A 26,691-nucleotide genomic window follows, 5' to 3' on the forward strand; every position below is an offset into this window, starting at 1 on the left:
CATGAAACGCAAGCTATCGAGCGAGGCGACCGCCGCCTGGATCCGCCTGATGCGGGTGCCGAGCCGGGTGCTGGACTGCGTCGAGCAGGATCTGAAGAAGGCCGGCTTTCCGCCGCTCGCCTGGTATGACGCCTTGCTCGAGCTGTCGCGCGCGCCGTCCGGCGAGCTGCGCCCGGTCGAGCTCGAGCGGCAGATGCTGATTCCGCAATATTCGACGTCGCGGCTGATCGACAAGCTGGTCGACGAGGGGCTTGCCGCGCGGCGCGAATGCAAGATCGACAAGCGCGGCCAGTTCGTCGAGATCACCGAGGCTGGACGCGAGCTCCAGAAGAAGATGTGGAGCGCCTATTCGGCCGCGATCGACAAGCATGTCGGCTCGAAATTATCCGATGCCGACGCGAACAGGCTGTGCGGTCTGCTCGACCGTCTCGGCTGCTCCTGCAGCGACGCCAAAAGCGACGCCAAGAACGAGACCAAGAACGATAGCAAGGCTGCGCCTGCCCGAGACGGCGTGCCTGCCCGATGATAGTCCTGATCCCATCATCCGCAGCCGTTGTGGCTCGCGGATGTCCCTGCCACCGCGCGCGTTCGATCGAAGCGCCCTTGAGTTGGATTTCGTATGGCGCGTGACCAGATCGACATGACGCCGCTGCAGTCGCGCGACGAACTCGTGGCGTGGCTTGAAGCCGGCGTGAAACCCGAATCCGAGTTCCGGATCGGCACCGAGCATGAGAAGACACCGTTCACGCTCGAGGGCTACCATCCCGTGCCCTATGAAGGCGCGAAGGGCATCGGCGCGCTGCTCGAGGGCATGAAGCTCCTGCTCGGCTGGGAGCCGATCATGGAGCGCGGCAACATCATCGGGCTCTATGACGTCACCGGCGGCGGCGCGATTTCGCTCGAGCCGGGCGGCCAGTTCGAATTGTCGGGCGCGCCGGTCGAGACCGTGCATCAGACGCAGTCGGAGCTGATGGCGCATCTGGCGCAGGTGCGGGAGATCGCGACCCCGCTCGGCATCGGCTTCCTCGGTCTCGGCATGACGCCGTCCTGGTCGCGGGCGCAGATCCCCGTGATGCCCAAGGGGCGCTACAAGATCATGAGAAACTACATGCCGAAGGTCGGCAAATACGGCCTCGACATGATGTTCCGGACCTGCACGGTTCAGACCAATCTCGACTTCTCCTCCGAAGCCGACATGGTGAAGAAGCTGCGCGTGTCGCTGGCGCTGCAGCCGATCGCGACCGCGCTGTTCGCCAACTCGCCGTTCACCGAAGGCAAGCCCAACGGCTTCCTGTCGTTCCGCTCCGAGATCTGGCGCGACACCGACAATGCGCGCAGTGGCATGGTGCCGTTCGCGTTCGAGGACGGCATGGGCTTCGAGCGCTATGTCGATTACGCGCTCGACGTTCCGATGTATTTCGTCAAGCGCGGCGAGGAATATATCGACGTCTCCGGTTCCTCGTTCCGGGATTTCTTCGCCGGCAAGAATGCCGTCTTGCCCGGCGAGCGCCCGACCTTGTCGGACTGGGCCAATCACCTCTCGACGATCTTCCCCGAGGTGCGCCTGAAGCGTTATCTCGAAATGCGCGGCGCCGACGGCGTGCCGTGGGGCCGGCTGCCGGCGCTGCCGGCGTTCTGGGTCGGGCTGCTCTACGACAATGACAGCCTCGATGCCGCCTGGGACATCGTCCGGCACTGGACCGCGCCGGAGCGGCAGGCGCTGCGCGACGACGTGCCGCGTTTCGGCTTCAAGGCGCGGATCAAGGACCGCTATCTGTTCGAGATCGCCAAGGAGTGCCTGATCCTGTCGCATGCCGGATTGCGGCGCCGCGGCCGGATCGATCATCTCGGGCGCGACGAGAGCCGCTTCCTCGAACCGCTCGAGCGCATCATCGAGACCGGCCGCTCGCCGGCCGAGGAGATGCTGGAGAAGTTCAACGGTCCCTGGAAGGGCTCGGTGGAGCCGGCCTATCGGGAATACGCCTTCTAATCCCTGGCTAACCCCAATCCGGGCTCGAAACGCGCGCGGACGGCGGTGGTGTCGCACCCGCCGTTCATCAGCCGTACAGGTTCATGGCGTTCAAATGACGGCCCGCGGGATGCGCGGGGCTGCGCGAATTTGAAAGCAATCTCATGGGGATAGGCCGCCTCTTTAGGGCGTCTGTGGTGATGTTCGCGGTCTTTATGGCCGCTTTCGTCGCGCGCCCGGTATTGGCGCAGACCAATTTCGACCGTCCCGGAGGCGACTATCTGAACGCGCCCGTGACGTCGGGCGATCCCGCCGATTGCGCGCTCACCTGCGAGCGCGATCGCCGCTGCCGTGCCTGGAGCTTCAGCTATCCGAACGATGTCAACAACGGCGCGGTGTGCTGGCTGAAGAACAGCGTGCCGCCACGGGTGCAGGACAATTGCTGCGTGTCCGGAGTGCGCGGCGCGGGCGTGGTCGAGCCGCGCAACGGTGCCATCGAAACCTCGATCGACCGCCTCGGCGGCGACTACAAGAATTTCGAGTTGAAGAGCAGCGACGGCGACGAGGCCTGCCAGGCTGCCTGCACCGCCGACAACAAGTGCCGCGCCTGGACCTACGCCCGGCCCGGCTATGCCGGCCGCGACGCGCATTGCTTCCTGAAGAAAGAGATCAAGCCGCCGCGCCGCAAGGCGGGGTTCACCTCGGGCGTGGTGCGCTAGCGTCCGTCCAGTTACGCACTGCACCTCTCCCCTTGTGGGAGAGGTCGGATTGCATCGCGAGATGCAATCCGGGTGAGGGGTTCAGGGCCGTCCGTGAACTGAAGTCCCTCGAGAGACCGCAACCCCTCACCCGGATCGCATTGCGCTTCGCTTCATGCGTTCCGGCCTCTCCCACAAGGGGAGAGGCAGCATCTCGCATGCCGGTGCAGCTTGTGCCCTCACTGAGCCGCCAGCACGGTGATCTCCGGCCACAGTGCCTTCCACCGCGCTGTCTTCGCCGCATAGTTCGCCGCGGAAAAGTTTGCGGTGAGGTTCGGCCGTACGATCAAGCCCGCGACATCGTCGAAACCGCTCGGCGCATAGACGTCGTAGCCTGTGGCGCTGCGGCGGATGCCGATCCGCGTGTTCTCGGTGAGGAAGCGATCGATACCGTCGCTCGAACGCGACAGTGCGGGGTAGGGCAGGCCGTGCTTGCCGGGATACCAGAGATGGACGCGGGCCTGGTTGCGCGCCTCGATCGCGACACCGAGATGGCCGAGCCGCGCCTTGATGTCGCGGATCACAGCGTCCTCGGCCTCCCACGACGTATCCGGATCGAAATAGAAGATGTCGTAGTCGCTGATGCCATGATCGAGCGGCCGGTTCGTCAGCACGTTCCACACGGTCTGCACCAGGCAGCCGGCCACCAGCCAGGCGTCAGGCAAAGCGAGGCGGTGCAGATCGTCTGATATCGCTTGATTGGCCGGGTTGCGGAGCGCAGCCGTGAGGAATTCGTCTTGCGTCACGACGAGGCGGTCGCGTCGTAGTCCCTGACTGCCTTCTTCGACGCCAGCGTGCGCCAATGCCGGCGCAGCAGCGGCTCGACGGTCTGACGCCTGGCCTTCGACAGGCGGATCAGCACCATCGGGTAGTCGCGGTAGTGATCGGTGAAATAGAACACTTTGGGCTGGCTTTCGACCAGTATGTCGCGCTCATCCTGCGGCACGCCCGGCATCACCAGGCTGTCGCCGTCCTCCTTGAGCCGCGCCAGCATCTTCTTGCGCACCTTCAGCGCCGGCGTGCCGTAGGAAGAGCCGTCCTCGACCTCCGGCCACGCCAGCACCAGGGTCCTGACGTCGTCGAAGGTCACGGTTGGTGAGCTCACTGCACCGAGGTGAAGAAGCGGGCGAGGCGGAAGCCGGACAGCCAGGTCCAGACCGGCTGGCTGCGGATGCCCATGTCCCAGGAGCCGACCACCGCGTCGGCGCGGCCGATCAGATTGTCGATCGGCAGGAGGCCAACGCCGCCGTCGCGCACCGGCACGCGGCTGTCGGCGGAATTGTCGCGGTTGTCGCCGAGCACGAACAGATTGCCCGGTGGCACCGTCACTTCGGCCGTGTTGTCGAGCCGGCCGTTGTCGCGGATCTTGAAGATCGCGTGGCTGACGCCGTTCGGCAGCGTCTCGACATAGCGATAGGCCTCCTCGCCGCCGCCGCGATCGTCTTCGGCAAAGCCGGTGCCGTCGGGCTTCAGCGCCGCCGGATGATCGTTGATGAAGAGCTGGCCCTGCCGCATCTGGATGCGGTCGCCGGGCAGCCCGACCACGCGCTTGACCCAGGCCTGCGAGCGGTCGCCCGGCCAGCGGAACACGACGACGTCGCCGCGCTTCGGCGTCTCGCCGAACACCCGGCCGGTTTCCGGCAGCGTGATCTGGATCGGCAGCGAAGCCGCGCCGTAGCCATAAGGGAATTTCGAGGCAACCAGCGCGTCGCCGATCAGGAGCGTCGGCTCCATCGAACCGGACGGCACGTAAAACGGCTCGGCGATCGCGCCCTTGGCGAGGAACACGACGGCCACGATCGCGGCCAGCTGGACGGCCTGCCCGCGCCAGCTGGTCGGCTTGGCCGTCACGACTTCGTTTCCGCTGCTCACTAGCCCGTTCCTCCGACCGTAATCCGTTCCATCCGCAACGTCGGCTGGCCGACGCCGACCGGCACGCCCTGGCCGTTCTTGCCGCAGGTGCCGATTCCCGTATCCAGCGCAAGATCGTTGCCGATCATGGTGATCCTGTGGAGATCGGTCGGTCCATTGCCGATCAGCATGGCGCCCTTCAGCGGCGCGCCGAGCTTGCCGTTTTCGATCTTGTAGGCCTCGGTGCACTGGAACACGTATTTGCCCGAGGTGATGTCGACCTGGCCGCCGCCGAAATTGGCGGCATACATGCCGTTCTTCACCGAGGCGAGGATCTCGGCCGGGTCGCGGTCGCCCGACAGCATGTAGGTGTTGGTCATGCGCGGCATCGGCACATGGGCATAGCTCTGCCGCCGGCCGTTGCCGGTCGGCTTCATGCCCATCAGTCGGGCATTCTGGCGGTCCTGCATGTAGCCGACCAAAATGCCGTCCTCGATCAGCACCGTGCGGTTGGTCGGCGTGCCCTCGTCGTCGATCGAGAGCGAGCCACGGCGCGACGCCATGGTGCCGTCGTCGACCACGGTGACGCCCTTGGCCGCGACCTGCTTGCCCATCAGCCCTGCGAAAGCCGAGGTCTGCTTGCGGTTGAAATCGCCCTCGAGCCCATGGCCCACGGCCTCATGCAGCATCACGCCGGGCCAGCCGGCCCCGAGCACCACGTCCATTTCGCCGGCGGGTGCCGGCACCGATTCGAGATTGACCAGCGCCTCGCGCAGCGCGCCGTCGGCGGCGTCGCGCCAGGCCTTGGTCTCGATGAAGCGCGCATAGCCCTCGCGGCCGCCATAGCCCTTGCTGCCGCTCTCCTGCCGGTCGCCCTGGCCGGCGACCACGGAAATATTGACGCGCACCAGCGGGCGGATGTCGCGATAGCTCTCGCCATCGGGCCGCAGGATCTCGACCACCTGCCAGGTCGCAGTGAGGCTGGCCGAGACCTGCCGCACCCGCGGGTCCTTGTCCCTGACATAGGCGTCGATCTCGCCGAGCAGTTTTACTTTTGCCTCGAAGGTCGGGCCGTCCAGCGGGTTCTCGTCGCCATAGAGTTTTATGTTCGTATGCGCCGGCGCCGCGGCGAACGTGCCGGCATAGCCGCCGCGCACCGCCGCCACCGCATCCGCGGCGCGGATCAGCGCCGGGATCGAGACGTCGGAGGAATGCGCATAGCCGACCGCGTCGTCCTTGACCGCGCGCAGGCCAAAGCCCTGCGAGGTGTCGTAGGTCGCCTGCTTCAGCCGGCCGTTGTCGAACACCAGCGCCTCGGTCTGCCCGTACTCCAGGAACAACTCGCCGTCGTCGGCGCCTTCAAGCCCGCGCGCCACCTCGCGGCGGACAGCATCGCGGTCCAGATTGGCGCGGTCGATCAGGGAGGTCGTGGCAGGATTGGTCATGGTCACTCCGACGCAGTGCGATTCCTTGGCGATTCCTCGTCATCCTTGCCTGAAGCGCGGCTGATTGCCAGTGCGGAACAAGCAGCAGGGATTTCGGGCAAATGAAGCAGAAACGAACGCAAAACTCATCTCACAACCCGGAAACCTGCGCCGGTCCCGGTTCAGACCCGGATGACGACTGTCAGAGATAGTGTTTCGGGGCGTAAACCGGGAGAGCCTGCAGCCATGCGGCCGATCACGGCAGCCTCCCCCGATCCTCACCTTGTCGTCATCAGAGCATGCTCCGGAAAAGTGCGAAGCGGTTTTCCGAAAAGATCATGCTTAAACAAAGAGCCAAAGCGCGATGACGGTTCAACCTGAACTCATCGCACTTGAGAGCGCCGATCCGCCTTGAGCGGTTGGTCTTCCGGCGCGCCTTCGCTGGATTGCGGCTTCGGCTGCCCGCCTTTGCCGGCCGCACCCTGCGCCGAAGTCGGAAAACCATGCTCCTGCGCCCAGCGGTACAGCTCATCGAACACCGGTTTGAGCGCCCTGGCGGATGGCGTCATCTCGTACTCCACCCGCGGCGGCACCTCGGGATAGACCGTGCGCTTGACGAGGCCATTGGCCTCGAGATCGCGCAGCTGGGTGGTCAGCATGTGCTGGGTCACGCCGGGGATCGACTGTCGCAATTCGCCGAACCGCCGCTTGCGGTCGACCAATTGCCAGAGGATGTCGCCCTTCCATTTCCCGGCCAGCACCGAAAGCGCCCGATGAAATTGCGCCGACAGGTCGCCGTTGCACGGCTCGGATGCCGCCGGACGCTCGGCGGGCTCAATAGTCAGTTTTTTCATACTACCTCACAAAAAGCATCCTACTTGTTCTTTTCATCTTACTCCCGAATTTAGTGCACCGGAAGCGACGGGGCCTGCCGCCAATCGGACAGGTGGCCGCGCGGTGGGATCGGTTCGAACATCTCGGGGAGAGATCAATGTCAGTTGCTGTTGCCTCGGCGCCGTCGCGCTGGAAATCCGCCACGCTGTGGGTGGTCAGGGGATTGCTCGCCCTGGCCTTTGCCGCCGCCGGCGGCGCAAAGCTCTACGGCGTGCCGATGCTGGTCGAGGAATTCCAGCATATCGGGCTCGGCCAGTGGTTCCGCTATCTCACCGGATCGCTGGAGCTGTTCGGCGCCCTCCTGATCCTGGTGCCGTCGCTCGCAGCCTTCGGCGGCCTGCTGCTGAGCTGCATCATGGTCGGCGCGACCGTCACCCATCTGTTCGTGATCGGCGGCTCGCCGGTGCCTGCGCTGGTGCTGCTGACGTTGAGCGCGATCGTCGCCTACACCAAGCGCAGCCAGTTCGCCCTGTTCGCGATCGCGCCGTGAGGTGGACGCGATGCGCCTCTCTCGCAGCACACTGACGGTCGCGGCCGGGCTGGTGCTGGCACTCGTGGTGCCGTTCGCTGCGACATTGCTGCTCACCGGATCGGTCGCGGCGGTGTCGAAGCCCGAGCCCGCCAAGCAGGCCGCGCAGCCGCGGATGCATCGCCTGGTGCTGCCGATCAACTCCGACGATCCGACCACGATGCGGGCGCTGATCTCGACCGCGCTTAACCTCCCGAAATATTATCAGGAGCGCAACGAGCCGTTCGAGATCGAAATCGTTGCCTACAATGCCGGCGTCCATATGCTCCGCGCCGATACCTCGCCAGTGAAGGATCTGCTGCGGGTGGTGCGGGGACTCACGCCCGGCATCCGCTTCGTGGTCTGCGAAGCCACCAAGCTCGGCATGGAGCGGGCCGAGGGCCATCCGGTCGTCCTGCTCGACAATGTCGATGTGGTGCCGAACGGGCCCGGACGCATCATCGAATTGCAGGAAGCCGGCTGGTCCTACATCCGGTCGTGAGCAATGCGGCGATCAAGCCAAGCGGAGAACCTATCATGACGTCAGTTCGCGCGCCAACCCGCCGCGCCATCGTCGCCGGCATGCTTGGCGCCGGCGCCTCGCTCGCGATGCCGGCACACCCGGTGCGCGCAGCGTCCGGCGGACCGCCGCTATTCGGCACCATCCGCCATCAATTCACGCTAGTGCAAGGCGCCCGCCCGGTGCCGCCGGTTGCTATACCGGCGCTCGCCGGCGGCGCGCTCGATCTCACCTCGTTCAAAGGCAAGCTGGTGCTGGTCAATTTCTGGGCCACCTGGTGCGCGGCGTGCCGGACCGAGCTGCCGATGCTGGACCGGCTCGCCGCCAGTGGCCGCAATGATCTTGCAGTCGTCGCGATCAGCACCGATCGCAACCGCGCGCTGGTGCCGCCCTACGTCAAGCAGTTCAAGCTCCGCCGCCTCGCGATCGGCTTCGATCCCGGCGGCCTCGTCTCGCGCGTCGACGCCGCCGAGCTCGACACGCCATTCGCGCTCTACGGCATGCCGATCTCGTTCCTGATCGGCGTCAGCGGACAGGTCGAGGGTTATATGACGGGAGAGGCCGACTGGCTGTCCGCGGAGGCGACCGGGCTGCTCGATTATTATGCGGGTGGTGCGCGGTAGACTCGGCTACGGCAGCTTGTCATACCCTTCGCCCAGCCCATTCAGGCTGAGCGGAAACCCGATCCCCTCTTCCGGCGTCTCGAAGATAATGAACGTCGCGGTCTTCGCGTTCTTGAGTTGGCCGAGCAGCTTGTCGTCCATCACGACCTCGGCGACGCAGCCATTGGGCAGGCAGCGGACAAAACCGGCGCGGCCAACGTCCTGGTTGTCGAGCTTGAGGCCGAGGCCGGAGGGTAGCAGCACGCCGAGCGGGGCGACCACGCGCATCAGGCGGCTCTTCTGGTCGGCGGTCTTGAGCACGATCACGGTCAGGCCGGCGTTGGAGCGGTCTTCCGCTACCACGCTCTGGATCAGCGCACATTGTTCGGCCTGGGCGCCGGGCGGGGTGTCGCAGCGGATTTGCCAGTCGCCATGGACCGAGCGCACCGCGCCTTGCGCGTTCGCCGCCTGGGTCAGGCCGAAACTGAGGGCCAGAAACAGCAGCCCGCTGAGCCAACCGGCCTTTGGTCTTACCTGAATGTTCGAAGCGCCCATCCGGGTCGATCCTTTGATTGTTCGGTCGGTCCAGCCGTCGAGGCCGCCGGTAGCACGCATCAGTCGACTGATACCGCAATAGGGCGCCTTGAAGGCGATCTTGAAACCATTCCCGCGCCGGATTGGGGCGGCCCGCAGCGAATCAGGTTCCTGTGGGCTGCCCCGCCTGTGCGTACATCCGGTAATCCCCCTGTCAACTGTGCGCGGCCGTGTTTCGGCGACTTTCGCTTGATTTTGCGGGAAAAATCGCAAGCGGCAGCTTCATCGCAGGCGCATGGCTTTCGGCCCCACTACTGCATTGCGAGCGCCTGCGAATTATGGTTTGAGAGGCTGGATTTCGACGCGTTCTAGCGATCTGGCTCCCGTACCCACCTTGACTCAGAGACGGGTATGTCCGGAAGGCCATTTGTCAGGGCGGATCGTGCTGCACTTCCGGTCAACTGCCGGAGGTGTTGGGGAATTATCAAGGGAGCGCGAACGGCATGAAGATGTCGATTGGCCGGTTGGGCAGGCAATTGCTGGGGTTGGCGGTGGCGGGTGTGGCGTCAGTCGCCGCGGGGTCGGCCTTCGCCGAGCTGGGACAGCCGGCGCCGTGGGAGCACACGCTGCAGGAAGCCGCGACCCCGGTGATGGAGAACATCATCTGGTTCCACAATTTCCTGCTGGTGCTGATCACCGTCATCACCCTGTTCGTGCTGGCGCTGCTCGTCATCGTGGTGGTCAAGTTCAACGCCAAGGCCAACCCGGTCCCCTCCCGGACCACCCACAACACCCTGATCGAAGTGGCCTGGACGCTGATCCCGGTCCTGATCCTGGTCGGCATCGCGGTGCCGTCGTTCCGTCTGCTGTTCCTGGAGCTCGACGTGCCGAAGCCGGACCTCACGGTGAAGGTCACCGGCAAGCAGTGGTACTGGTCCTACGCCTACCCGGATAACGGCAAGTTCGAGTTCGACTCGCTGCTCGACAAGGACAAGCAGCCCCGTCTGCTCGGTGTCGACAACGAGATGGTGGTCCCGGTCAACAAGGTGGTGCGGATCCAGACCACCGGTGCCGACGTCATCCACTCCTTCGCGGTGCCGGCCTTCGGCGTGAAGATCGACTCGGTCCCCGGCCGCCTCAACGAGAGCTGGTTCAAGGCCACCAAGACCGGCGTGTTCTACGGCCAGTGCTCGGAACTGTGCGGCAAGGACCATGCCTTCATGCCGATCGCGGTGCGGGTCGTCAGCGACCAGGAATTCGCGACCTGGGTGGAGGGGGCGAAGAAGAAGTTTGCGACCAACCCGGCGAATTCCTACGCCTCGGCTGGTCAGGCGGCGCAGTAAGCCTGAGGGCTTGCGGCGCGGGATGGAATAAGGGCGATGGGACCGCAAGGTCCAAGAGGGACTGCAAGGCAGGATTTTGAACATGGCGACAGGCGCAGCGACACACGACGATCACGCCCATGATGATCACGCCCACCATCCGACCGGATGGCGGCGCTATCTCTACTCCACGAACCACAAGGACATCGGTACGATGTACCTGGTCTTTGCGGTGATCGCGGGCATCATCGGCGCCGCGATGTCGATCGCGATCCGTGCCGAGTTGATGTATCCGGGCGTCCAGATATTCCACGAGACGCACACCTATAACGTGTTCGTGACCTCGCACGGTCTGATCATGATCTTCTTCATGGTCATGCCGGCGATGATCGGCGGGTTCGGCAACTGGATGGTGCCGCTGATGATCGGCGCGCCTGACATGGCGTTCCCGCGCATGAACAACATCTCGTTCTGGCTGCTCCCGGCGTCGTTCGCGCTGCTGCTGATGTCGACCTTCGTCGAGGGTGAGCCGGGCGCCAACGGCGTCGGCGCTGGCTGGACCATCTACGCGCCGCTGTCGACCTCGGGCCATCCGGGCCCGGCGGTCGATTTCGCGATCCTGTCGCTGCATCTGGCCGGTGCGTCGTCGATCCTCGGCGCCATCAACTTCATCACCACGATCTTCAACATGCGCGCGCCGGGCATGACCCTGCACAAGATGCCGCTGTTCGTGTGGTCGATCCTGGTGACGGTGTTCCTGCTGCTGCTGTCGCTGCCGGTGCTCGCCGGCGCGATCACCATGCTGCTGACCGACCGCAATTTCGGCACCGCCTTCTTTGCCGCCGACGGCGGCGGCGATCCGGTGCTGTTCCAGCATCTGTTCTGGTTCTTCGGCCACCCCGAAGTGTACATCCTGATCCTGCCGGCCTTCGGCATGGTCAGCCAGATCGTCTCGACCTTCTCGCGCAAGCCGGTGTTCGGCTATCTCGGCATGGCCTACGCCATGGTCGCGATCGGCGGCATCGGCTTCGTGGTGTGGGCGCACCACATGTACACCGTCGGCATGTCGTCGGCGACGCAGGCCTATTTCGTCGCCGCCACGATGGTGATCGCGGTGCCGACCGGCGTGAAGATCTTCTCCTGGATCGCCACGATGTGGGGCGGCTCGATCGAGTTCAAGGCGCCGATGATCTGGGCGATCGGCTTCATCTTCCTGTTCACCGTCGGCGGCGTCACCGGCGTGGTGCTGGCCAATGCCGGCGTCGACCGTGTGCTGCAGGACACCTACTACGTGGTGGCGCACTTCCACTACGTGTTGTCGCTCGGTGCCGTGTTCGGCATCTTCGCCGGCTGGTACTACTGGTTCCCGAAGATGTTCGGCTACATGTACTCGGAGACCATCGCCAAGGCGCACTTCTGGTTCACCTTCATTGGCGTCAACCTGGTGTTCTTCCCGCAGCACTTCCTCGGACTGTCGGGCATGCCGCGCCGCTATGTCGACTATCCGGATGCGTTCGCCGGCTGGAACCTGATCTCCTCCTGGGGCTCCTACATCTCCGGCATCGGCGTGCTGATCTTCATCTACGGCGTGATCGATGCCTTCGTCCGCAAGGAGCAGGCCGCGAACAATCCGTGGGGTGCGGGTGCGACCACGCTGGAGTGGACGCTGACCTCGCCGCCGCCGTTCCACCAATTCGAAGTGCTGCCGCGCGTGCAGTAAATCCAAAGACGGCGCGGCGCACTTAAGAGTGCGCCGTGCTCTTTATAGAAGCGGGACCTGATCTTGTCGGTTGTCGATCACAATGCCATCGAGCTGCCCCGGATCTCCGAGGCCGAAGTGGGCGATTACATCGCGCTGTTGAAGCCGCGCGTGATGTCGCTGGTGATCTTCACCGCGCTGGTCGGGCTGATGATCGCGCCGGTGCATGTGCATCCGGTGCTGGCCTTCACCTCGATCCTGTGCATCGCGGTCGGCGCCGGCGCTTCCGGCGCGCTCAACATGGCCTATGAGAACGACGTCGACGCGTTGATGACGCGCACCGCCAACCGGCCGATCCCGCGCGGCCGCATCACCCCGACCGAGGCGGCTGCGTTCGGCATCACGCTCGCCTTCTTCTCGGTGATGACACTCGGCATCCTGGTCAACTGGGTGGCGGGCGCGCTGCTTGCCTTCACCATCTTCTTCTATGCCGTGGTCTACACGATGTGGCTGAAGCGCTGGACCGCGCAGAACATCGTGATCGGCGGCGCCGCCGGTGCGCTGCCGCCGGTGGTGGCCTGGGCGGCCGCGACCGGCTCGCTCTCGGTCGAGCCGATCCTGCTGTTCCTGATCATCTTCTTCTGGACGCCGCCGCACTTCTGGGCGCTGGCGCTGTTCCGCAGCGACGATTACGCGCGCGCCGGCATTCCGATGCTGCCGGTGGTTGCCGGTCCCGACGCGACCCGCCTGCAGATACTGCTCTACACCATCGTGCTGGTCGCGGTGGCGCTGGTGCCGTGGCCGCTCGGCTATTTCGACGCGATCTACGGCGTCACCTCGCTGGTGCTCGGTGCCGGCATGCTGTGGCTTGCCATCGAGGTCTATCGCCGCCGCGAGGGTGTTGCGGCCAACCGCGCCACCCGCCGGCTGTTCGCGTTCTCGATCCTTTATCTGTTCGCGCTGTTTGCCGTCCTCTTCGCCGAGGTCGTGGTCCGCGCGATTGCGCCTGTCTTGATCGGATAGGGAACGCCGGGGGGCGAGATGGGGGCGCATGGGACATCAATGGACGAGAAACGCGAACCAGACGGAATCGTCCTCACCGAGGCGCAGCTCAGGAGCCGGCGCCAGCGCTCGATCGCCATTGCGCTCGCGCTCGGCGTCATGGTCCTGCTGTTCTTCGCGGTCACCATCGTCAAGGGGCCGGCCGTGCTGGTGCGGCCGCTGTGAGTGAGATGGCCAACCAGCCGGCACCGGATGGCCCGCAGGGCGAGCGCGCCAAGGTCACGCGCCGCACGCTGTCGCGCGACGCGATGGTGGCGTCGATCTGCGGTTTTGTCGTGGTGCTGATGCTCGGCGCGTCCTACGCGGCGGTGCCGTTCTACAACTGGTTCTGCCGCACCACCGGCTTCAACGGCACCACCCAGGTTGCGACCACGCTGCCTTCGGATGCGCCGCTCGAGCGCACCATCACCGTCAGCTTCGATTCCAACGTCGCGCCGGGCCTGCCCTGGAAGTTCGAGCCGGAGCAGAACAATATCGACGTCAAGATCGGCCAGGTCGTCACCGTCTATTACACCGTGACCAACCAGTCGGCCCGCACCACCACGGCTCAGGCGTCCTACAACGTCGCGCCGCTGACGGTTGGCGCCTATTTCCAGAAGATCAACTGCTTCTGCTTCACCGAACAGACCATGGCGCCCGGCGAAAAGCGCGAGATGGCCGTCGTATTCTATGTCGATCCGGCGCTGGCCAAGGACAGCGAGAACGACACGCTGAAGACGATCACCCTGTCCTACACCTTCTTCCCCGTGCGCGACGCCGCGCCGAAGCCCGTGGCGGCGGGCGAGGCGGAGCAGCGCAAGGGCGGCTAGTTTTGGAATTAAAGACTTAAGACGTGCCTCGCGGCACGCGAATGGAGAGACGGCAATGGCTGAGGCGCAAGTCAAGCATCACGACTATCATCTCGTCGACCCGAGCCCGTGGCCGGTGGTCGGCTCGATCTCGGCCTTCATCATGGCGGTCGGCGCGATCGGCTGGATGCACCACATGTATTCGGCCGCCCCGATCGTGTTCGGCGTCGGCACCATCGGCGTGCTCTACACCATGGCGAGCTGGTGGGGCGATGTGATCAAGGAAGCCCAGTACAAGGGCGACCACACCCGCGTGGTGCAGATCAGCCATCGCTACGGCATGATCCTGTTCATCGCCTCCGAGGTGATGTTCTTCGTCGCCTGGTTCTGGGCCTTCTTCAATTCGGCGCTGTTCCCGGCCGATGCGGTGCACGCCACCCGCGACGCGGTGTTCGGCTGCGGCGCCGGCACGGCAATGGGCGCCTGCTCCGTCCCCGGCACCTGGCCGCCGCACGGCATCGAGACCTTCGATCCCTGGCATCTGCCGCTGCTCAACACGCTGCTGCTGCTGACCTCGGGCACCACGGTCACCTGGGCGCACCATGCGCTGCTGGAGAACGACCGCCAGGGCCTCAAGCAGGGCCTGATCCTCACCGTGATCCTCGGCGCCCTTTTCACCTGCGTGCAGGCCTATGAATACGCCCACGCGACGTTCTCGTTTGGCGGCAACGTCTATGGCTCGACCTTCTTCATGGCGACCGGGTTCCACGGCTTCCACGTGCTGGTCGGCACCATCTTCCTGCTGGTCTGCCTGATCCGCGCCTATGCCGGTCACTTCACGCCGAAGCAGCACCTCGGCTTCGAGTTCGCCGCCTGGTACTGGCACTTCGTCGACGTGGTCTGGCTGTTCCTGTTCATCTGCATCTACGTCTGGGGCCGCGGCGCCGAGGCGATGGCCCACGGCGCGCACTAATCACAAGCCGACGTGCTAAGAGGGGCGGCCGGATGGCCGCCCCTTTGCTTTTGAAGAGACCCGATGATGGATACCCCGCCCACTGTGACCGAGAGCGCGCTGCGCGGCATCGCCTGCCGCTGTCCGCGCTGCGGCAAGGGCAAGCTCTATTCCGGCTTCCTGACCCTGGCGCCGCGCTGCCAAGCCTGCGGCCTCGACTTCGCCTTCATCGATGCCGGTGACGGGCCGGCGATCTTTGTCATCATGTTGGCCGGCGCCATCGTGGTCGCGGCGGCGCTGATCGTCGAGGTGAAGTACCAGCCGCCGTTCTGGGTACATGCCGCGCTGTGGCTGCCGCTGATCGTGGTGACCACGATCCTGCCGCTGCGTTCCATGAAGGCGCTGCTGATCGCGCTGCAATTCCACCACAAGGCCGCCGAAGGCCAGTTGATCGAGCGCGACCCGCAATGAATGACAAGACGACGCACCGGCCGAGCGCGGCCGGCTTCGGCATTTTCACGTTGATCCTGATCGCGGTGTGCATCGCGCTTGGCGTCTGGCAATTGCAGCGCAGGGTCGAGAAGCATGCGCTGATCGCAGCGCTCGACGTGCGGCTCGCCGCCCCGACCGAGGCGATGCCGCCGCCGTCGGCTTGGTCCACGCTGACTTCGGCCAAGGATGAATTCCGCCGCGTCACCCTGACCGCGACCTATGCGAAACAGCCGGACGCGATGGTGTTCAGCTCCGGCTCCGCAGTGCGCGACGACATCAACGGACCCGGCACCTGGGCGTTCCTGCCGACGAAGCTCGCCAGCGGCGAGACCGTCGTGGTCAACACCGGCTTTGTCCAGAACACGATGCAGGACCGCGCCTTCGAGGATCGCGTCGCCGGCCGCCTCGTCACCGGCGCGCCGGTCGAACTCACCGGCTACATCCGCTTTCCCGAGCCGCCGGGCCGGCTGACGCCCAAGGAAGATCCGTCGAAGCGGCTATGGTTCGTGCGCGATCATCGCGCGATGGCGCAGACTCTCGGCTGGGGAGAGGTCGCGCCGTTCTACATCGACCTCGAGGCGCCGGTGCCGGAGAGCGGCACGCCGAAGCCCGGGCCGCTCAAGGTGCGGCTCAAGGACGACCACATGCAGTACGCCATCACCTGGTTCTCGCTTGCCGCCGCGGTCACAATCGCCTTCGGCCTGTGGTGGCGCGGCCAGCGGCGCCGGGCGGGTTGAGCAGGGGCTTGAAGTCGCCCTTGCAGCATTTACATAATTGCTGTATTTTACAGCAATTATGGAGCTCAGCCATGGCGGAGTACTCGACCAGCGACCTCTCGCGGAGGTCAGGGGACATTATCGCTGAAGCGCTTCGGCGACCGGTGACCATCACCCAGCGGAACAAGCCGCGCCTGGTGCTGCTGAGCATTGAAGACTACCGCCGCCTCGTTACCCGCGCCGATACGCGGAAAGCCGGTCGGCTCGAGACGATGCCCGACGACGTGTTCGAGGGTCTCAAGGAAGCGATCAGCGCCTATGAACAAGAGGGCGACGAGACGTGAGTCTCGACGATCTTCGCACCGGCGGTGTGATTCGATTTCCCTATTTATGGGTACGCGAGGCGGAACGTGGCGAGACGGAGGGGCGCAAGCCTCGCCCCGCCGCAGTCGGCGTGAGGATCGCCCGCCCAAAGGGCGGCGACGTGCTGGTGCTGTTTCCAATCACCAGTCAACCGCCGGCACCCGATCGCTTCGCAGCGGAGATCCCCGAGATGGAGAAACGTCGCGCAGGGCTCGACGCTACGCTTCGTCTCTGGATCATCCTTGATGAATACAATCAAGATATCGTCGATCAATCATTCTATCTCGAGCCGGCGCCGCCGCTGGGGCGGTTCAGCAAAGCGTTCTTTCTGCCGTTGATGAAGCAGTTCATCGCACGTCGCGCCAGCATCCGGGGCGTCAACCGCCACAGCTGAAGGGCGCGTCGCTGAGATACGGCGCACACCTCTTGATGCGCGATGCTCAATGGCCGGCACGAACGGGGCCGCCGAGCTTGACGTTGCGCAAGGTCAGCGCCAGCGGGATCGCCGAGAGCGAGATCAGCATCAGCACCCAGAACGCGTCCATGTAGGACAGGAACGAGGCCTGGGTCTGCACCTGCTGGCCGATCCACTGGATCGCCTGCTGATGCGCCTGCGCCAGCGAGTTGCCCTGGGCGACGAAGAAGTCGGTGACCTGGTGCAGCGTGTCCTGATATTGCGGGCTTGACGGCGTCACCTGCTCGACCAGTCGGCTCTGGTGGAACTGCTGGCGGTGCGTCAGCACGTTGGACACGATCGAGACGCCGATCGAGCCGCCGGTGTTGCGCGCCGCATTGATCAGCGCGGAGGCCTGGTCGGTCTTGTCGGGCGGGATGCCGTCATAGGACGCCGCCATGATCGGCACGAAGATCAGCGGCAGGCCGACGCCGATCAGCATGCGCGAGCGCGCCATGAACCAGAAGCCGAGATCGCCATAGACGTTGGTCATGCTGTACATCGAGGCCGCAATCACCAGCGCGCCGAGCACGATCAGATATTTCGGCTGCACCTTGGCGGCGAGCCGGCCGACCGCGAACATCATCGCCATGGTGACGAGGCCGCCGGGCGAGAGCACCAGGCCGGCCCAGGTTGCGGTGTAGCCGAAATCCTGCTGCACCAGCTGCGGCAAAAATTGCGTGGTCGCAAGCAGGATGGCGCCGGTCGCCAGCATCACCAGGAAGCAGGCGCCGAACTGTCGGGTCGCCACCATGCGCAGGTCAATCATCGGATTGCGCCGGGTCATCTCCCACGGGATCATCAGCACGAATGCCGTGCCGCAGATCACCGCTGATGTGACGATGAAGGACGAGGCGAACCAGTCGTCCTCGAGGCCGCGGTCGAGCATCACCTCGAGCGCGCCGAGGAAGGTCGCGACCAGCGCGAAGCCGATGACATCGAAACCGGCCTCCTGCCGTTGCGGCTTGGCCTTCTTTGCAGGCTCCTGCAGCACTGCCGCGATCAGGATGGTCGCAAACGCGCCGACCGGGGCGTTGATCAGAAAACACCAGTGCCAGGACAGATTGTCGGACAGCCAGCCCCCGAGCGTCGGCCCGACGACCGGCGCCACCACCACGGCGATGCCGAACACCGCAAACGCTTGTCCGCGCTTGGCCGGCGGAAACGCATCCGCGAGGATCGACTGCGCCACCGGCACCATGCCGCCACCGCCGAGGCCTTGCAGGATGCGGAACAGCAGCAGCGCGTTGAGGCTCGAGGCGAAGCCGCACAGGATCGAGCTGACCGTGAAGATGCCGAGGCAGATCAGGAAGAACCGCTTGCGCCCCAGCATTCGGGCGAGAAAGCTGGACGCGGTCAGGATGATGGCGTTGGAAACCAGATAGGAGGTGACCACCCAGGAGGCTTCGTCCTCGCTCACCCCCTGCCGCCGGCGATATAGGGCAGCGCGACGTTGGCGATCGTGGTGTCGAGCACCTCCATGAAGCTCGCGAGCGCAACCACGATGGCGATCAGCCAGGGATTGACGCTGACGGCTGGAGCCGGCATGGCTTTGGCGTCGATCGCTGCGGCACTCATCACAGCCTCCCGAGATTCAGCTTCTCAAGACGCTCGAGCAGCGACGGCGCGGCGTCGATCCGCACCGTCGGTACCACCGACATGCCCGGCCCGAGCGCGACGTCGGTCGGCGGATTGTCCATCACGATCTTCACCGGCACGCGCTGCACGATCTTGACGTAGTTGCCGGTGGCGTTCTGCGCCGGCAGCAGCGAGAACGCGGTGCCGGAGCCGGGCTGCACGCTCTCGACATGGCCCCTGATCGTGCGTCCGGGATAGGCGTCGATCTTCAGCGTCACTTGCTCGCCCGGCCGCATCTTGTCGAGCTGGATCTCCTTGAAGTTCGCGGTGACCCAGGTCTGGTCGGGCACGAACATGGTCAGGTTGGTGCCGGCCTGCGCGAACTGGCCGACGGCAGCCGAGAGGTTGACGACGCGGCCCGGCTGCGCGGCGGTCACCGTCGTGTAGGACAGATTGAGTTGCGCCTGGTCGCGCTGCGCCTCGGCCTGGGCGAGATTGGCGACCGCGCTCTTGCGCTGCGCCTTCAGCGATTCGACCTGGCGCTGTGCAAGGTTGAGCGTCGCCTGCGCGCTCAGCAGTGCGGCCTGCTGCTGATGCAGCTGCGAGGTGTATTGCTCGGAGTTCTGCACCGTGCCGTAGCCGGTCTGCTCCAGATGCTGGAAGCGCGTTGCCTGCTGCTGGGCGAACACCAGCGCCGCCTGCGCCTGGTCCACCTGGGCCTGGTTGGCGGCGATCTGCGCCTGCTGCACATCGAGCTGCGCATCGACATTCTCGATGCTGGCGCGCGCCGCCGCGACCTGGGCCTCGGCCTGCGCCAGCGCGACGCGATAGTCGCGGTCGTCGAGGCGGGCGATCACATCGCCGGCTGTGACATGCTGGTTGTCGGTGACCGGAACGGCGGTGATGTAGCCGGAGACTTTTGGTGCGAGCGCGGACTGCCGCGCCGCGATGAAGGCATCGTCGGTGGATTCGAAATGCCCGGCGTAGTCCATGTAGAGGGTGCCACCGCCGATCGCTGCAGTGAGCAGCACGGCGCCGATCGCGGAGACGACCGGACTGCGGCGCAGGAAACCGCGCCGCGGCGCCTTGCCGGTAACCTCCGGTGGGACAGTTTCCGGCGGCGCGGGCTGCTTGCCCACGGGGCGCTCCGGCGCGGGGGCCTTCGCAGTGATCTCCGGCCGGTCGGGTTTGGCATCGGCTTCGTGCGGGGCCGGCACCGAGGGCGGGCCCTCGATGCCCGGATGCCCTTCCTGGTCGCGCTCCAAAACAGTGTCTTCGAACATGGTGGCGGCTCCTGCTGTCCGGTGAGGTCCGTTCGGACCCGCATAAAGGAACGAAACAGTTTCGTTTCTACGCCGCAAATAGTCCCGCGGCAGCGCAGCGTCAATAGAAACGAAACTGTACCGTTCTATTTACAACCAGATGTGATAGGGGTATATTGCGGGGCATTGCCGGCGCGACCGGCCAATGGCACCCGGGTAAAGGCGATGACCACCAGCACCTTGAGGAAGCCGCGGGCCGCCAAGGCGAGGCCGGTCGAGGTGCGTGCCGGTCGGCCGCCGAAGGAGCTCGCCGGCGAGGTCGACGGGCGCATCCTGGATGCGGCGCGCAAGGTCTTCCTGCAGCGCGGGTTCGAGGGCGCGAGCATCGACGAGATCGCCGAGGCCGCGCGCTCCGGCAAGCGCACGATCTATGCGCGCTTCCGCGACAAGCGCGCGCTGTTCACCGAGGTGGTGACGCGGGACATCCTGTCACGTATCGCCGAGTTCAAGGCGGACGCGCCGGTCGGCGTGACGATCGAGGAGCGTCTCACCAGCGTGGCCTCGACCCTGCTGCATTGGGGCCTTGACGCCGATCGGATCGGGCTGATGCGGCTCGCCATCGCGGAGGCGCATCGCTTTCCGGATCTCGCTGCCACCGTCAACCGCAGGGCGCGCGCGCTCGCCACCGAGCTCGGCGTTCACCTGCTGCGTGACCTGACGCAATCCGACGAACTCGGCAAGCTGCCGGCCTTCGCCCCGGAGCATCTGCCGACAACGGCGCGCTTGTTTCTCGACATCATCGCGGTGCCGATGCTGCTGCGTGCGCTGTTCGAGGTGGACCTGAAAGTGCTCGACCCCGAGATCAATGATCATGTTGCACGCGGCGTCGCGTTTTTCGTTGCTGCGTGCAGAAATGGTTTCTGACTCGAAACAGACTGGTCTCCGGTTGATCAAGAGATGATCCGAGACAGGTTCGCTCACGCGGTTGTGAGCGCTAGTCGTTGCAACTTCGACACAGCTTGCGGGAAAGAATGCAATTCGAGTGAGGCATGCTGTCGCACTCCTTCCTTCCATGGCAGAGATTTGGTCGCTCGCTTTTTGGGGTGACTTGCTAGCGGCAAGGGCAAAGGGGAATGGAAGTGCGTCGTTTTGGAATCGTTGGGGCTGGCCTGCTTTTCATCACGGGATTTGCGAGCGCGGCGTCAGCCGCTGACCTGCCGGAGCGCAGCTGGACCAAGGCTCCGCCATTGGTGGCTCCCGCGTTCAACTGGTCCGGATTCTATGCCGGCGTGAATGTGGGCGGCGGCTGGTATGATGGTGGGAATATCACGACCAGCAGCAATGTCGTTTCGATCGTCGGCGCCGGCAACGTTGTTCGTGTCCCCGTTTCGGACAGCAACCAGGCGGGCATCACCGCTGGCGGATTGCTCGGATACAACTATCAGATCGACAGGGTTGTCCTCGGTGTGGAAGCCGATTTCAACTATGTCGACCTGAAGTCTTCCCGGGGTGGAAGCACCACCGTCACTTTCTTTCACGGCCCGACGGAAAGCTTCAATTTTCAAAACACCAGCAAGATCGATTGGTTCGGCACTGTGCGGAGCCGCATCGGCTTTGTGCCGGCCGAGCGCCTGCTGATCTACGCGACAGGCGGTCTGGCCTATGGCGAGGTGAAGACCAACATCACCAACTCGGAAGTCTTTTCCACGGGTCTCTCGCGGCTCTGGCTTGGCAACAATTCCGACATCCGCGTCGGTTGGACCGCCGGCGGCGGCCTCGAATATGCCTTTCCCGGCAACTGGACGCTACGCGGCGAATATCTCTATGTCGATCTCGGCGGAAGCGGCACGACAGCGACCTTCCAGGGCACGGATCCGGTGCAGAGCCAGATCCGTTACAATGCCAGCCGCGAGAACAGGTTCAGCATTGCTCGCGCCGCGTTGAGCTACAAGTTCTGACACCGGCTTGAGCAAGGCGTTGCGTTCTCCCTCCCGCAAGCTGGAGAGGTACCGCCGGATCGATCCATTCATGCCAACGGCGGGACAGCCTCCGATGGGCGCGAGGCAGCTTGTTGCGCGCCTTTGCGCACGCCGCCCAGCCATCGCCTGATGTCGTCGAGATAGATGTAGACGACCGGCGTCGTGAACAACGTCATCACCTGCGAGACGATCAACCCGCCGACGATCGCAAAGCCGAGCGGTTGGCGCAGCTCGGAGCCGGTTCCGGTGCCGATCATCAGCGGCACGCCGCCGAGCATCGCGCACATCGTCGTCATCAGGATCGGGCGGAAGCGGGCCTTGCAGGCCAGATAGACCGATCGCTCGGCGGAGAGGTGCTGGTGGCGTTCGGCTTCCAGCGCGAAGTCGATCAGCATGATGCCGTTCTTCTTGACGATGCCGATCAGGAGGATGATGCCAATCAGCCCGATCACGTCGAGGCCGAAGCCGAAGGCCCATAGCGCAAGCAGCGCGCCGAGGCCGGCGGAGGGCAGGGTCGAGAGGATCGTGACCGGATGGATGGTGCTTTCATAGAGCATGCCGAGGATCAGATAGACCGCAACGATCGCCGCGACGATCAGCATCGGCGTGCTGGCAAGCGCCGCCTGGAACGCCTGCGCATTGCCCTGGAAGCTGGTGGCAACCGTCGAGGGCATCTGCATATCAGCGGTCGCCTTCTGGATGGCGGCGACTGCCGTCCCCACCGCCGCGTCTGGCGCGAGGTTGAAGCTCAGCGTCACCGACGGGAACTGGCTTTGATGGTTCACCGCAAGTGGCGCGGTGCCGTAATCGATGCTCGCGATCTGGCTGAGCGGCACCATCGATCCGGTGGACGAGCGGATATAGATGCGGTTCAGCGCATAGGGGCCGAGCTGGAACGACGGATCGACCTCGAGGATTACGTAATAGGTGTTGAGCGCCGTGAACAGCTGCGCGACATGGCGCTGGCCAAATGAATCGTAGAGCGTGTTGTCGACTGCGGCCGGATCGATGCCGAGGCGCGCGGCGGCGTCGCGGTCGATCTCGAGCTTGAGCTGACGCGCGGCGTTGGCCTGGTCGGTGGCGACGTCGGCGAGCTCCGGCAGCGTCTGCAGCTTCTGATACAGCTTGCCGGCCCACAGATTGAGCTCGTCCTGGTTCACATCGGTGAGCGTGTACTGATACTGCGTCTTGGACAGGCGGCTGGCGAGATTGATGTCCTGCGTCGCCTGCAGGAACACCGACATTCCCTTGATCTTCTGCAGCGCGCTGTCGAGCTGCCGGATCACCTGGTCCGCGGAAGCAGAGCGCTCCGCTTTGGGCTTCAGCAGCACGAACAGGCGGCCATTGTTCTCGGTGACGGTCGGGCCGCCCGGGCCGATATAACCGGTCGCATTGGCCACCGCAGGGTTTTTGGCAATGATGTCGATGGCGCTGCGCTGCAGGGCCGCCATCTGCGCCGGCGAGACGTCCGCCGATGCCTCCGTGATGCCGGTGATCATGCCGGTGTCCTGCTGGGGAAAGAAGCCCTTGGGGATCGCAACAAAGAGCAGGCCGGTCACAACGATGCTGGCCAGCATGATCGACAATGTCGTGGCCTTGAAGCGCAATGCCACGGTGAGCAGCCGCTCGTAGCCGGTCTCGATCGCGACAAAGCCGCGCTCGAGCGCACGCGACAGCGGCCCGGCTCCGGCGCCTTGGTTCGGCGACAGCAGATAGGCGCACATCATCGGCGTCAGGGTCACCGAGACGACGACCGACACCAGGATGGCGACGCACACCGTCACCGCGAATTCTTGGAACATGCGGCCGATCACGCCGCCCATCAGCAGGAGCGGAATGAACACCGCGACCAGCGAGACCGAGATCGAGATGATGGTGAAGGCGATCTCTTTTGCGCCCTTCAGCGTCGCCTGCATCGGCGAGAGACCCTCCTCGATGTGCCGCGAGATGTTCTCGATCATCACGATGGCGTCGTCGACCACGAAGCCGACCGCGATCGACAGGCCCATCAGCGAGAGATTGTCGAGGCTGTAGTTGAGCAGATACATCACGCCGAACGTGCCGATCAGCGAGATCGGCACCGAGACGGCGGGAATGATGGTCGCCCACAGATTGCGCAGAAACAGGAAGATCACGCCGACCACCAGCGCGATGGTCAACAGCAGGGTGAACTGCACGTCGGCGACGCTGGCGCGGATCGTCTGCGTGCGGTCGGACGCGGTCTGGACCTTGATGTCGGACGGCAGGCCCGAGACCAGCTGCGGCAGCAGCTTCTTGATGCCGTCCACCGTGCTGATCACGTTGGCGCCGGGCTGGCGCTGGATTGCGAGGATGACGGCCGGCTTGTCGTTGTACCAGCCGTGCAGCGTGACGTCTTCCGCGGCGACGATGGCCTGGCCGACGTCGCGCAGGCGCACCGGCGCGCCGTTGCGATAGGCGATGATCAGATCGTCATACCTGCTCGCGACCAGCACCTGGTCGTTGGTGGCAAGCGTGTAGGCCTGCTGATTGCCGTAGAGCACGCCCTTGGGCTGGTTCACGGTGATGTTGCCGAGCGTCGTGCGCAATTGCTCGAGGTCGAGGCCTGCGGCGGCGAGCTTGGCCGGATTGACCTGCACTCGGATCGACGGCTTCTGCATGCCGCCGATCGTGACCAGCGCGACGCCCGGCACCTGCGACAATTTCTGCGCCAAAATGCTGTCGGCGTAATCGTCGACCTTGGTCAGCGGCTCGGTGTCCGACGTCAGCGCGATCAGCAGCACCGGCACGTCGGCCGGGTTGACCTTGTGGAAGGTCGGCGGCGACGGCATGGTCTTGGGCAGTTGTCCCGCTGCGGCATTGATCGCGGTCTGCACGTCCTGCGCGGCCGAATCGACGCTGCGGTTCAGCGCGAATTGCAGCGTGATCTGGGTGTTGCCGAGCCCGCTGCTCGAGCTCATGCCGGTCAGGCCCGCGATCTGTCCGAACTGCCGCTCCAGCGGCGTTGCGACCGAGGAGGCCATGGTCTGCGGGTCGGCGCCGGGCAGCTGCGCCGTCACCTGGATGGTCGGGGTGTCCACCGTCGGCAGCGCCGAGACCGGCAGCCGCACAAAGGCGACCATGCCGACCAACGTGATGGCGATGGCCAGGAAGGCGGTCGCGACCGGCCTGCGGATAAAGCCTGGGGAGATGTTCATGGCAGCATGCCTGCGCTTGCAGTGGTCGCGTTCTGGACCAGGTCCTTCGCGTTATCGGGCACGATGTCGACCGTGGTCCCCGGATTGAGCCGGTACTGGCCGGCGGTGACGACGGTCTCGTCCGCCGCGAGGCCTTGCTCGATCAGGACCTGTCCCTCACGCGATTGGCCGGCTGTGACATTGCGTACGCTGACGACGTTGTTGGGGCCGACCACATAGGCGAAGGCCCCGCTTGGCCCCTGCAGCACCGCCGTCAGCGGCACAGTGAGCGCGTTGTGGCTGACGGCAACGGTCAGATGGACGTTGACGAAGTTGCCGGGCCACAGCATGCGGCCGGCGTTGGGGAAGGACGCCTTCAGCCGCACCGTACCGGTCGAACTGTCGACCTGGTTGTCAATCAGCATCAGGCTGCCGTGGTCGAGCTTCTGCTGGTCCTTGGCATCATAGACATCGACCGACACGATCCCGGATACGAGCGCCTGCTGCACGCGCGGGATGTCGGCGGACGGCAGCGTGAAGATCACCGCGATCGGCTGCAGCTGGGTCAGGACCACGAGTCCGTTGAGATCGGACGGCTGCACGATGTTGCCGGGATCGATGCGGCGGATTCCGGTGACGCCGTCGAACGGCGCGGTGATGGTGGTGAAGCTCAGCTGTGTTTGCGCGGCTTCCAGCGCCGCCTTGTCGAGCGCGACCGTGCCCTCACCCTGCGAGACCAGCGAATTCTGGGTATCGAGCAGCTGCTGGGTGGCGAAGCCGCGGTCGGCGAGCGGCTGGGTTCGCGAAAGGTTGGTCCTGGCGTTCTTGAGGCCGGCCTCGTCGCGGGCCAGCGCGGCCTCGGCCTGATCGACCTGGGCCTCATAGACCCGCGGGTCGATCTTGGCGAGCACGTCGCCGCGCTTCATCTGCTTGCCTTCGACAAAGTCGACGCTGTCGAGCGTGCCCTGCACCTGGGTGCGGATGGTCGCGGTGTTGATCGGCGTCACCGTGCCGAGCCCTTCGAGCACGATCGGCACGTCGTGCTGCCGGACCTTGGCCGCCGTCACCGGAACGGCCCCGGACAGGGCCGCCGCGGGTGCGTGATCTGTGCGGCCGTCGCGCAGGTGCACGAGATACGCGCCGGCGCCGATTGCGGCGGCGATCGCCAGACAAGCGCTGGTGATCATGAGGGCCTTCGGTGTCATGGGTCGCCAACTCCATCAATTGTCCGGCGGCCGATCGTTGCGACCAGCTCGAGGACGAAGGTTTCAGTGACGCTGGCTGCCGCGCCGGCAGCGCGGCCGGCCGTCAGGTCGAGCGTGATGATGCGTGCGTCGAGGTCGGCCGAGTGCAGCGCGCCGATGAGATCGCCGCGCAGCGCCTCATCGCCGTCGCGGCGGATGACAAGCCGCATCGCCGTGACCGTGGGCACGATGGGAAACGGCAGCGCGCCGCAGGGGACGTCGATCGCGACGATGCCGCCGCACGGCAATTCGCCCCGCAGCGCCAGTTCCAGCATGCTGCGCGCGACCGGCCCTTCGCCGAGCAGGATCAGCTGCCGCCGCGTCATGCCGGAGCGGCTGAGCGCGGCCGCGACGCCGCTTACGATGTCGGCATAGCCCGGTTCGCCCAGCGCGATCGGCAACCACTTTGCAAGTGGCGTCAGTGCCCGCCAGCGCGCGAAGGTTTGGGGGATGGCGGCAGCCGGTGCATCCGGTGTGACCAGGACACCGACCAGCACACTCGCGGCGGTGCGAACCGGTCTTGCTGGAACTGCGCTGTGCAGGCTCTGGAACATGCCGGAAGCTG

At 65.1% G+C, this 26,691-nt stretch carries 28 protein-coding genes and 1 pseudogene; 18 read left to right on the forward strand and 11 right to left on the reverse strand.

What is annotated here, in order from left to right; genetic code table 11:
- The first annotated feature begins 1 nt into the window (after position 1).
- From WDM24_RS03635 to WDM24_RS03645, 3 genes are all read left to right on the forward strand, one after another.
- On the forward strand, positions 2-526 hold the full coding sequence (locus WDM24_RS03635; RefSeq protein WP_338830495.1) for a helix-turn-helix domain-containing protein: 525 nt from the start codon (positions 2-4) through the stop codon (positions 524-526).
- 93 nt (positions 527-619) lie between these two features.
- A complete protein-coding gene (locus WDM24_RS03640; protein ID WP_338830496.1) occupies positions 620-1,990 on the forward strand; it encodes a glutamate--cysteine ligase in 1,371 nt (456 codons plus the stop codon).
- Between the two features lie 143 nt (positions 1,991-2,133).
- Positions 2,134-2,688, forward strand: coding sequence for a PAN domain-containing protein (locus WDM24_RS03645; protein ID WP_414645677.1), 555 nt, complete (start codon positions 2,134-2,136; stop codon positions 2,686-2,688).
- 218 nt (positions 2,689-2,906) lie between these two features.
- On the opposite strand, the gene WDM24_RS03650 is transcribed toward WDM24_RS03645, so the two are convergent.
- The 5 genes from WDM24_RS03650 to WDM24_RS03670 form a co-directional block, all read right to left on the reverse strand.
- On the reverse strand, positions 2,907-3,473 hold the full coding sequence (locus tag WDM24_RS03650) for a nucleotidyltransferase family protein (protein WP_338830498.1): 567 nt from the start codon (positions 3,471-3,473) through the stop codon (positions 2,907-2,909).
- Positions 3,470-3,817 carry an MmcQ/YjbR family DNA-binding protein gene (locus WDM24_RS03655; RefSeq protein ID WP_338830500.1) on the reverse strand — a complete coding sequence of 116 codons (348 nt, stop codon included), beginning with the start codon at positions 3,815-3,817 and terminating at the stop codon, positions 3,470-3,472. The genes WDM24_RS03650 and WDM24_RS03655 overlap by 4 nt, the downstream gene beginning before the upstream one ends.
- 11 nt (positions 3,818-3,828) lie before the next feature.
- Positions 3,829-4,599, reverse strand: a complete 771-nt coding sequence (lepB, locus tag WDM24_RS03660; RefSeq protein ID WP_338830501.1) for a signal peptidase I — start codon at positions 4,597-4,599, stop codon at positions 3,829-3,831.
- On the reverse strand, positions 4,599-6,023 hold the full coding sequence (tldD, locus tag WDM24_RS03665; RefSeq protein WP_338830502.1) for a metalloprotease TldD: 1,425 nt from the start codon (positions 6,021-6,023) through the stop codon (positions 4,599-4,601). Before tldD ends, lepB begins: the two co-directional genes overlap by 1 nt.
- Positions 6,024-6,385: 362 nt before the next feature.
- Positions 6,386-6,856 (reverse strand): helix-turn-helix domain-containing protein, encoded by a 471-nt coding sequence (locus WDM24_RS03670; RefSeq protein ID WP_338830503.1) that lies wholly within the window; start codon positions 6,854-6,856, stop codon positions 6,386-6,388.
- A gap of 137 nt (positions 6,857-6,993) precedes the next feature.
- Between WDM24_RS03670 and WDM24_RS03675 the strand changes: the two genes are divergently transcribed.
- Genes WDM24_RS03675 through WDM24_RS03685 form a run of 3 tightly spaced genes read left to right on the forward strand, consistent with a single transcriptional unit; the run spans position 6,994 to position 8,547 of the window.
- Complete coding sequence (locus tag WDM24_RS03675) at positions 6,994-7,386, forward strand: DoxX family protein (protein ID WP_166301937.1); 393 nt, start codon at positions 6,994-6,996, stop codon at positions 7,384-7,386.
- Positions 7,387-7,396: 10 nt separating this feature from the next.
- Positions 7,397-7,906 carry a hypothetical protein gene (locus WDM24_RS03680; RefSeq protein ID WP_338830504.1) on the forward strand — a complete coding sequence of 170 codons (510 nt, stop codon included), beginning with the start codon at positions 7,397-7,399 and terminating at the stop codon, positions 7,904-7,906.
- A gap of 35 nt (positions 7,907-7,941) precedes the next feature.
- The gene (locus WDM24_RS03685; protein WP_338830505.1) at positions 7,942-8,547 is read left to right on the forward strand and encodes a TlpA disulfide reductase family protein; all 606 of its coding nucleotides are present in this window, start codon (positions 7,942-7,944) and stop codon (positions 8,545-8,547) included.
- A gap of 6 nt (positions 8,548-8,553) precedes the next feature.
- Here the strand turns inward: WDM24_RS03685 and WDM24_RS03690 are convergent, their stop codons facing one another.
- Complete coding sequence (locus WDM24_RS03690; protein WP_029077799.1) at positions 8,554-9,081, reverse strand: invasion associated locus B family protein; 528 nt, start codon at positions 9,079-9,081, stop codon at positions 8,554-8,556.
- A gap of 482 nt (positions 9,082-9,563) precedes the next feature.
- Between WDM24_RS03690 and coxB the strand changes: the two genes are divergently transcribed.
- The 10 genes from coxB to WDM24_RS03740 all read left to right on the forward strand — a co-directional run bounded on the left by coxB (position 9,564) and on the right by WDM24_RS03740 (position 16,848).
- Positions 9,564-10,403: a cytochrome c oxidase subunit II gene (gene coxB, locus WDM24_RS03695; RefSeq protein WP_166301946.1), complete on the forward strand. Its 840-nt coding sequence runs from the start codon at positions 9,564-9,566 to the stop codon at positions 10,401-10,403.
- A gap of 82 nt (positions 10,404-10,485) precedes the next feature.
- Positions 10,486-12,102 carry a cytochrome c oxidase subunit I gene (gene ctaD, locus WDM24_RS03700; protein ID WP_029077797.1) on the forward strand — a complete coding sequence of 539 codons (1,617 nt, stop codon included), beginning with the start codon at positions 10,486-10,488 and terminating at the stop codon, positions 12,100-12,102.
- Positions 12,103-12,165: 63 nt separating this feature from the next.
- A complete protein-coding gene (locus WDM24_RS03705; protein WP_338830506.1) occupies positions 12,166-13,104 on the forward strand; it encodes a heme o synthase in 939 nt (312 codons plus the stop codon).
- 39 nt (positions 13,105-13,143) lie between these two features.
- Positions 13,144-13,308 carry a hypothetical protein gene (locus WDM24_RS03710; RefSeq protein ID WP_029077795.1) on the forward strand — a complete coding sequence of 55 codons (165 nt, stop codon included), beginning with the start codon at positions 13,144-13,146 and terminating at the stop codon, positions 13,306-13,308.
- A 5-nt stretch (positions 13,309-13,313) separates the two neighbouring features.
- The gene (locus WDM24_RS03715) at positions 13,314-13,952 is read left to right on the forward strand and encodes a cytochrome c oxidase assembly protein (RefSeq protein WP_338830507.1); all 639 of its coding nucleotides are present in this window, start codon (positions 13,314-13,316) and stop codon (positions 13,950-13,952) included.
- A 55-nt stretch (positions 13,953-14,007) separates the two neighbouring features.
- A complete protein-coding gene (locus WDM24_RS03720) occupies positions 14,008-14,904 on the forward strand; it encodes a cytochrome c oxidase subunit 3 (protein ID WP_166211150.1) in 897 nt (298 codons plus the stop codon).
- A 63-nt stretch (positions 14,905-14,967) separates the two neighbouring features.
- Positions 14,968-15,354, forward strand: a complete 387-nt coding sequence (locus tag WDM24_RS03725; RefSeq protein ID WP_338830508.1) for a DUF983 domain-containing protein — start codon at positions 14,968-14,970, stop codon at positions 15,352-15,354.
- Entirely contained in the window at positions 15,351-16,112 is a 762-nt protein-coding gene (locus WDM24_RS03730) for an SURF1 family protein (protein WP_338830509.1), read from the forward strand. The genes WDM24_RS03725 and WDM24_RS03730 overlap by 4 nt, the downstream gene beginning before the upstream one ends.
- Positions 16,113-16,183: 71 nt before the next feature.
- Positions 16,184-16,435 (forward strand): type II toxin-antitoxin system prevent-host-death family antitoxin, encoded by a 252-nt coding sequence (locus tag WDM24_RS03735; RefSeq protein ID WP_338695370.1) that lies wholly within the window; start codon positions 16,184-16,186, stop codon positions 16,433-16,435.
- Complete coding sequence (locus tag WDM24_RS03740) at positions 16,432-16,848, forward strand: hypothetical protein (RefSeq protein ID WP_338830510.1); 417 nt, start codon at positions 16,432-16,434, stop codon at positions 16,846-16,848. Before WDM24_RS03735 ends, WDM24_RS03740 begins: the two co-directional genes overlap by 4 nt.
- A 46-nt stretch (positions 16,849-16,894) precedes the next feature.
- Here the strand turns inward: WDM24_RS03740 and WDM24_RS03745 are convergent.
- Positions 16,895-18,486: pseudogene (locus WDM24_RS03745) on the reverse strand (DHA2 family efflux MFS transporter permease subunit).
- The gene (locus WDM24_RS03750) at positions 18,486-19,769 is read right to left on the reverse strand and encodes an HlyD family secretion protein (protein WP_414645678.1); all 1,284 of its coding nucleotides are present in this window, start codon (positions 19,767-19,769) and stop codon (positions 18,486-18,488) included. The pseudogene WDM24_RS03745 and the gene WDM24_RS03750 overlap by 1 nt, the downstream one beginning before the upstream one ends.
- 204 nt (positions 19,770-19,973) lie before the next feature.
- On the opposite strand from WDM24_RS03750, the gene WDM24_RS03755 reads away from it, so the two are divergent.
- Positions 19,974-20,672, forward strand: a complete 699-nt coding sequence (locus WDM24_RS03755) for a TetR/AcrR family transcriptional regulator (RefSeq protein ID WP_338830511.1) — start codon at positions 19,974-19,976, stop codon at positions 20,670-20,672.
- A 215-nt stretch (positions 20,673-20,887) separates the two neighbouring features.
- Positions 20,888-21,706 (forward strand): outer membrane protein, encoded by an 819-nt coding sequence (locus tag WDM24_RS03760; RefSeq protein ID WP_338830512.1) that lies wholly within the window; start codon positions 20,888-20,890, stop codon positions 21,704-21,706.
- Between the two features lie 68 nt (positions 21,707-21,774).
- Here the strand turns inward: WDM24_RS03760 and WDM24_RS03765 are convergent, their stop codons facing one another.
- The 3 genes from WDM24_RS03765 to WDM24_RS03775 are packed head-to-tail and all read right to left on the reverse strand — an operon-like array spanning position 21,775 to position 26,680.
- The gene (locus WDM24_RS03765) at positions 21,775-24,903 is read right to left on the reverse strand and encodes an efflux RND transporter permease subunit (protein ID WP_338830513.1); all 3,129 of its coding nucleotides are present in this window, start codon (positions 24,901-24,903) and stop codon (positions 21,775-21,777) included.
- Positions 24,900-26,087 (reverse strand): efflux RND transporter periplasmic adaptor subunit, encoded by a 1,188-nt coding sequence (locus tag WDM24_RS03770; protein WP_338830514.1) that lies wholly within the window; start codon positions 26,085-26,087, stop codon positions 24,900-24,902. Before WDM24_RS03770 ends, WDM24_RS03765 begins: the two co-directional genes overlap by 4 nt.
- Positions 26,084-26,680 (reverse strand): hypothetical protein, encoded by a 597-nt coding sequence (locus WDM24_RS03775; RefSeq protein WP_338830515.1) that lies wholly within the window; start codon positions 26,678-26,680, stop codon positions 26,084-26,086. Before WDM24_RS03775 ends, WDM24_RS03770 begins: the two co-directional genes overlap by 4 nt.
- Positions 26,681-26,691: the final 11 nt, after the last annotated feature.

Source organism: Bradyrhizobium sp. 27S5 (genome assembly GCF_037217225.1).
Lineage (GTDB): Bacteria > Pseudomonadota > Alphaproteobacteria > Rhizobiales > Xanthobacteraceae > Bradyrhizobium > Bradyrhizobium septentrionale.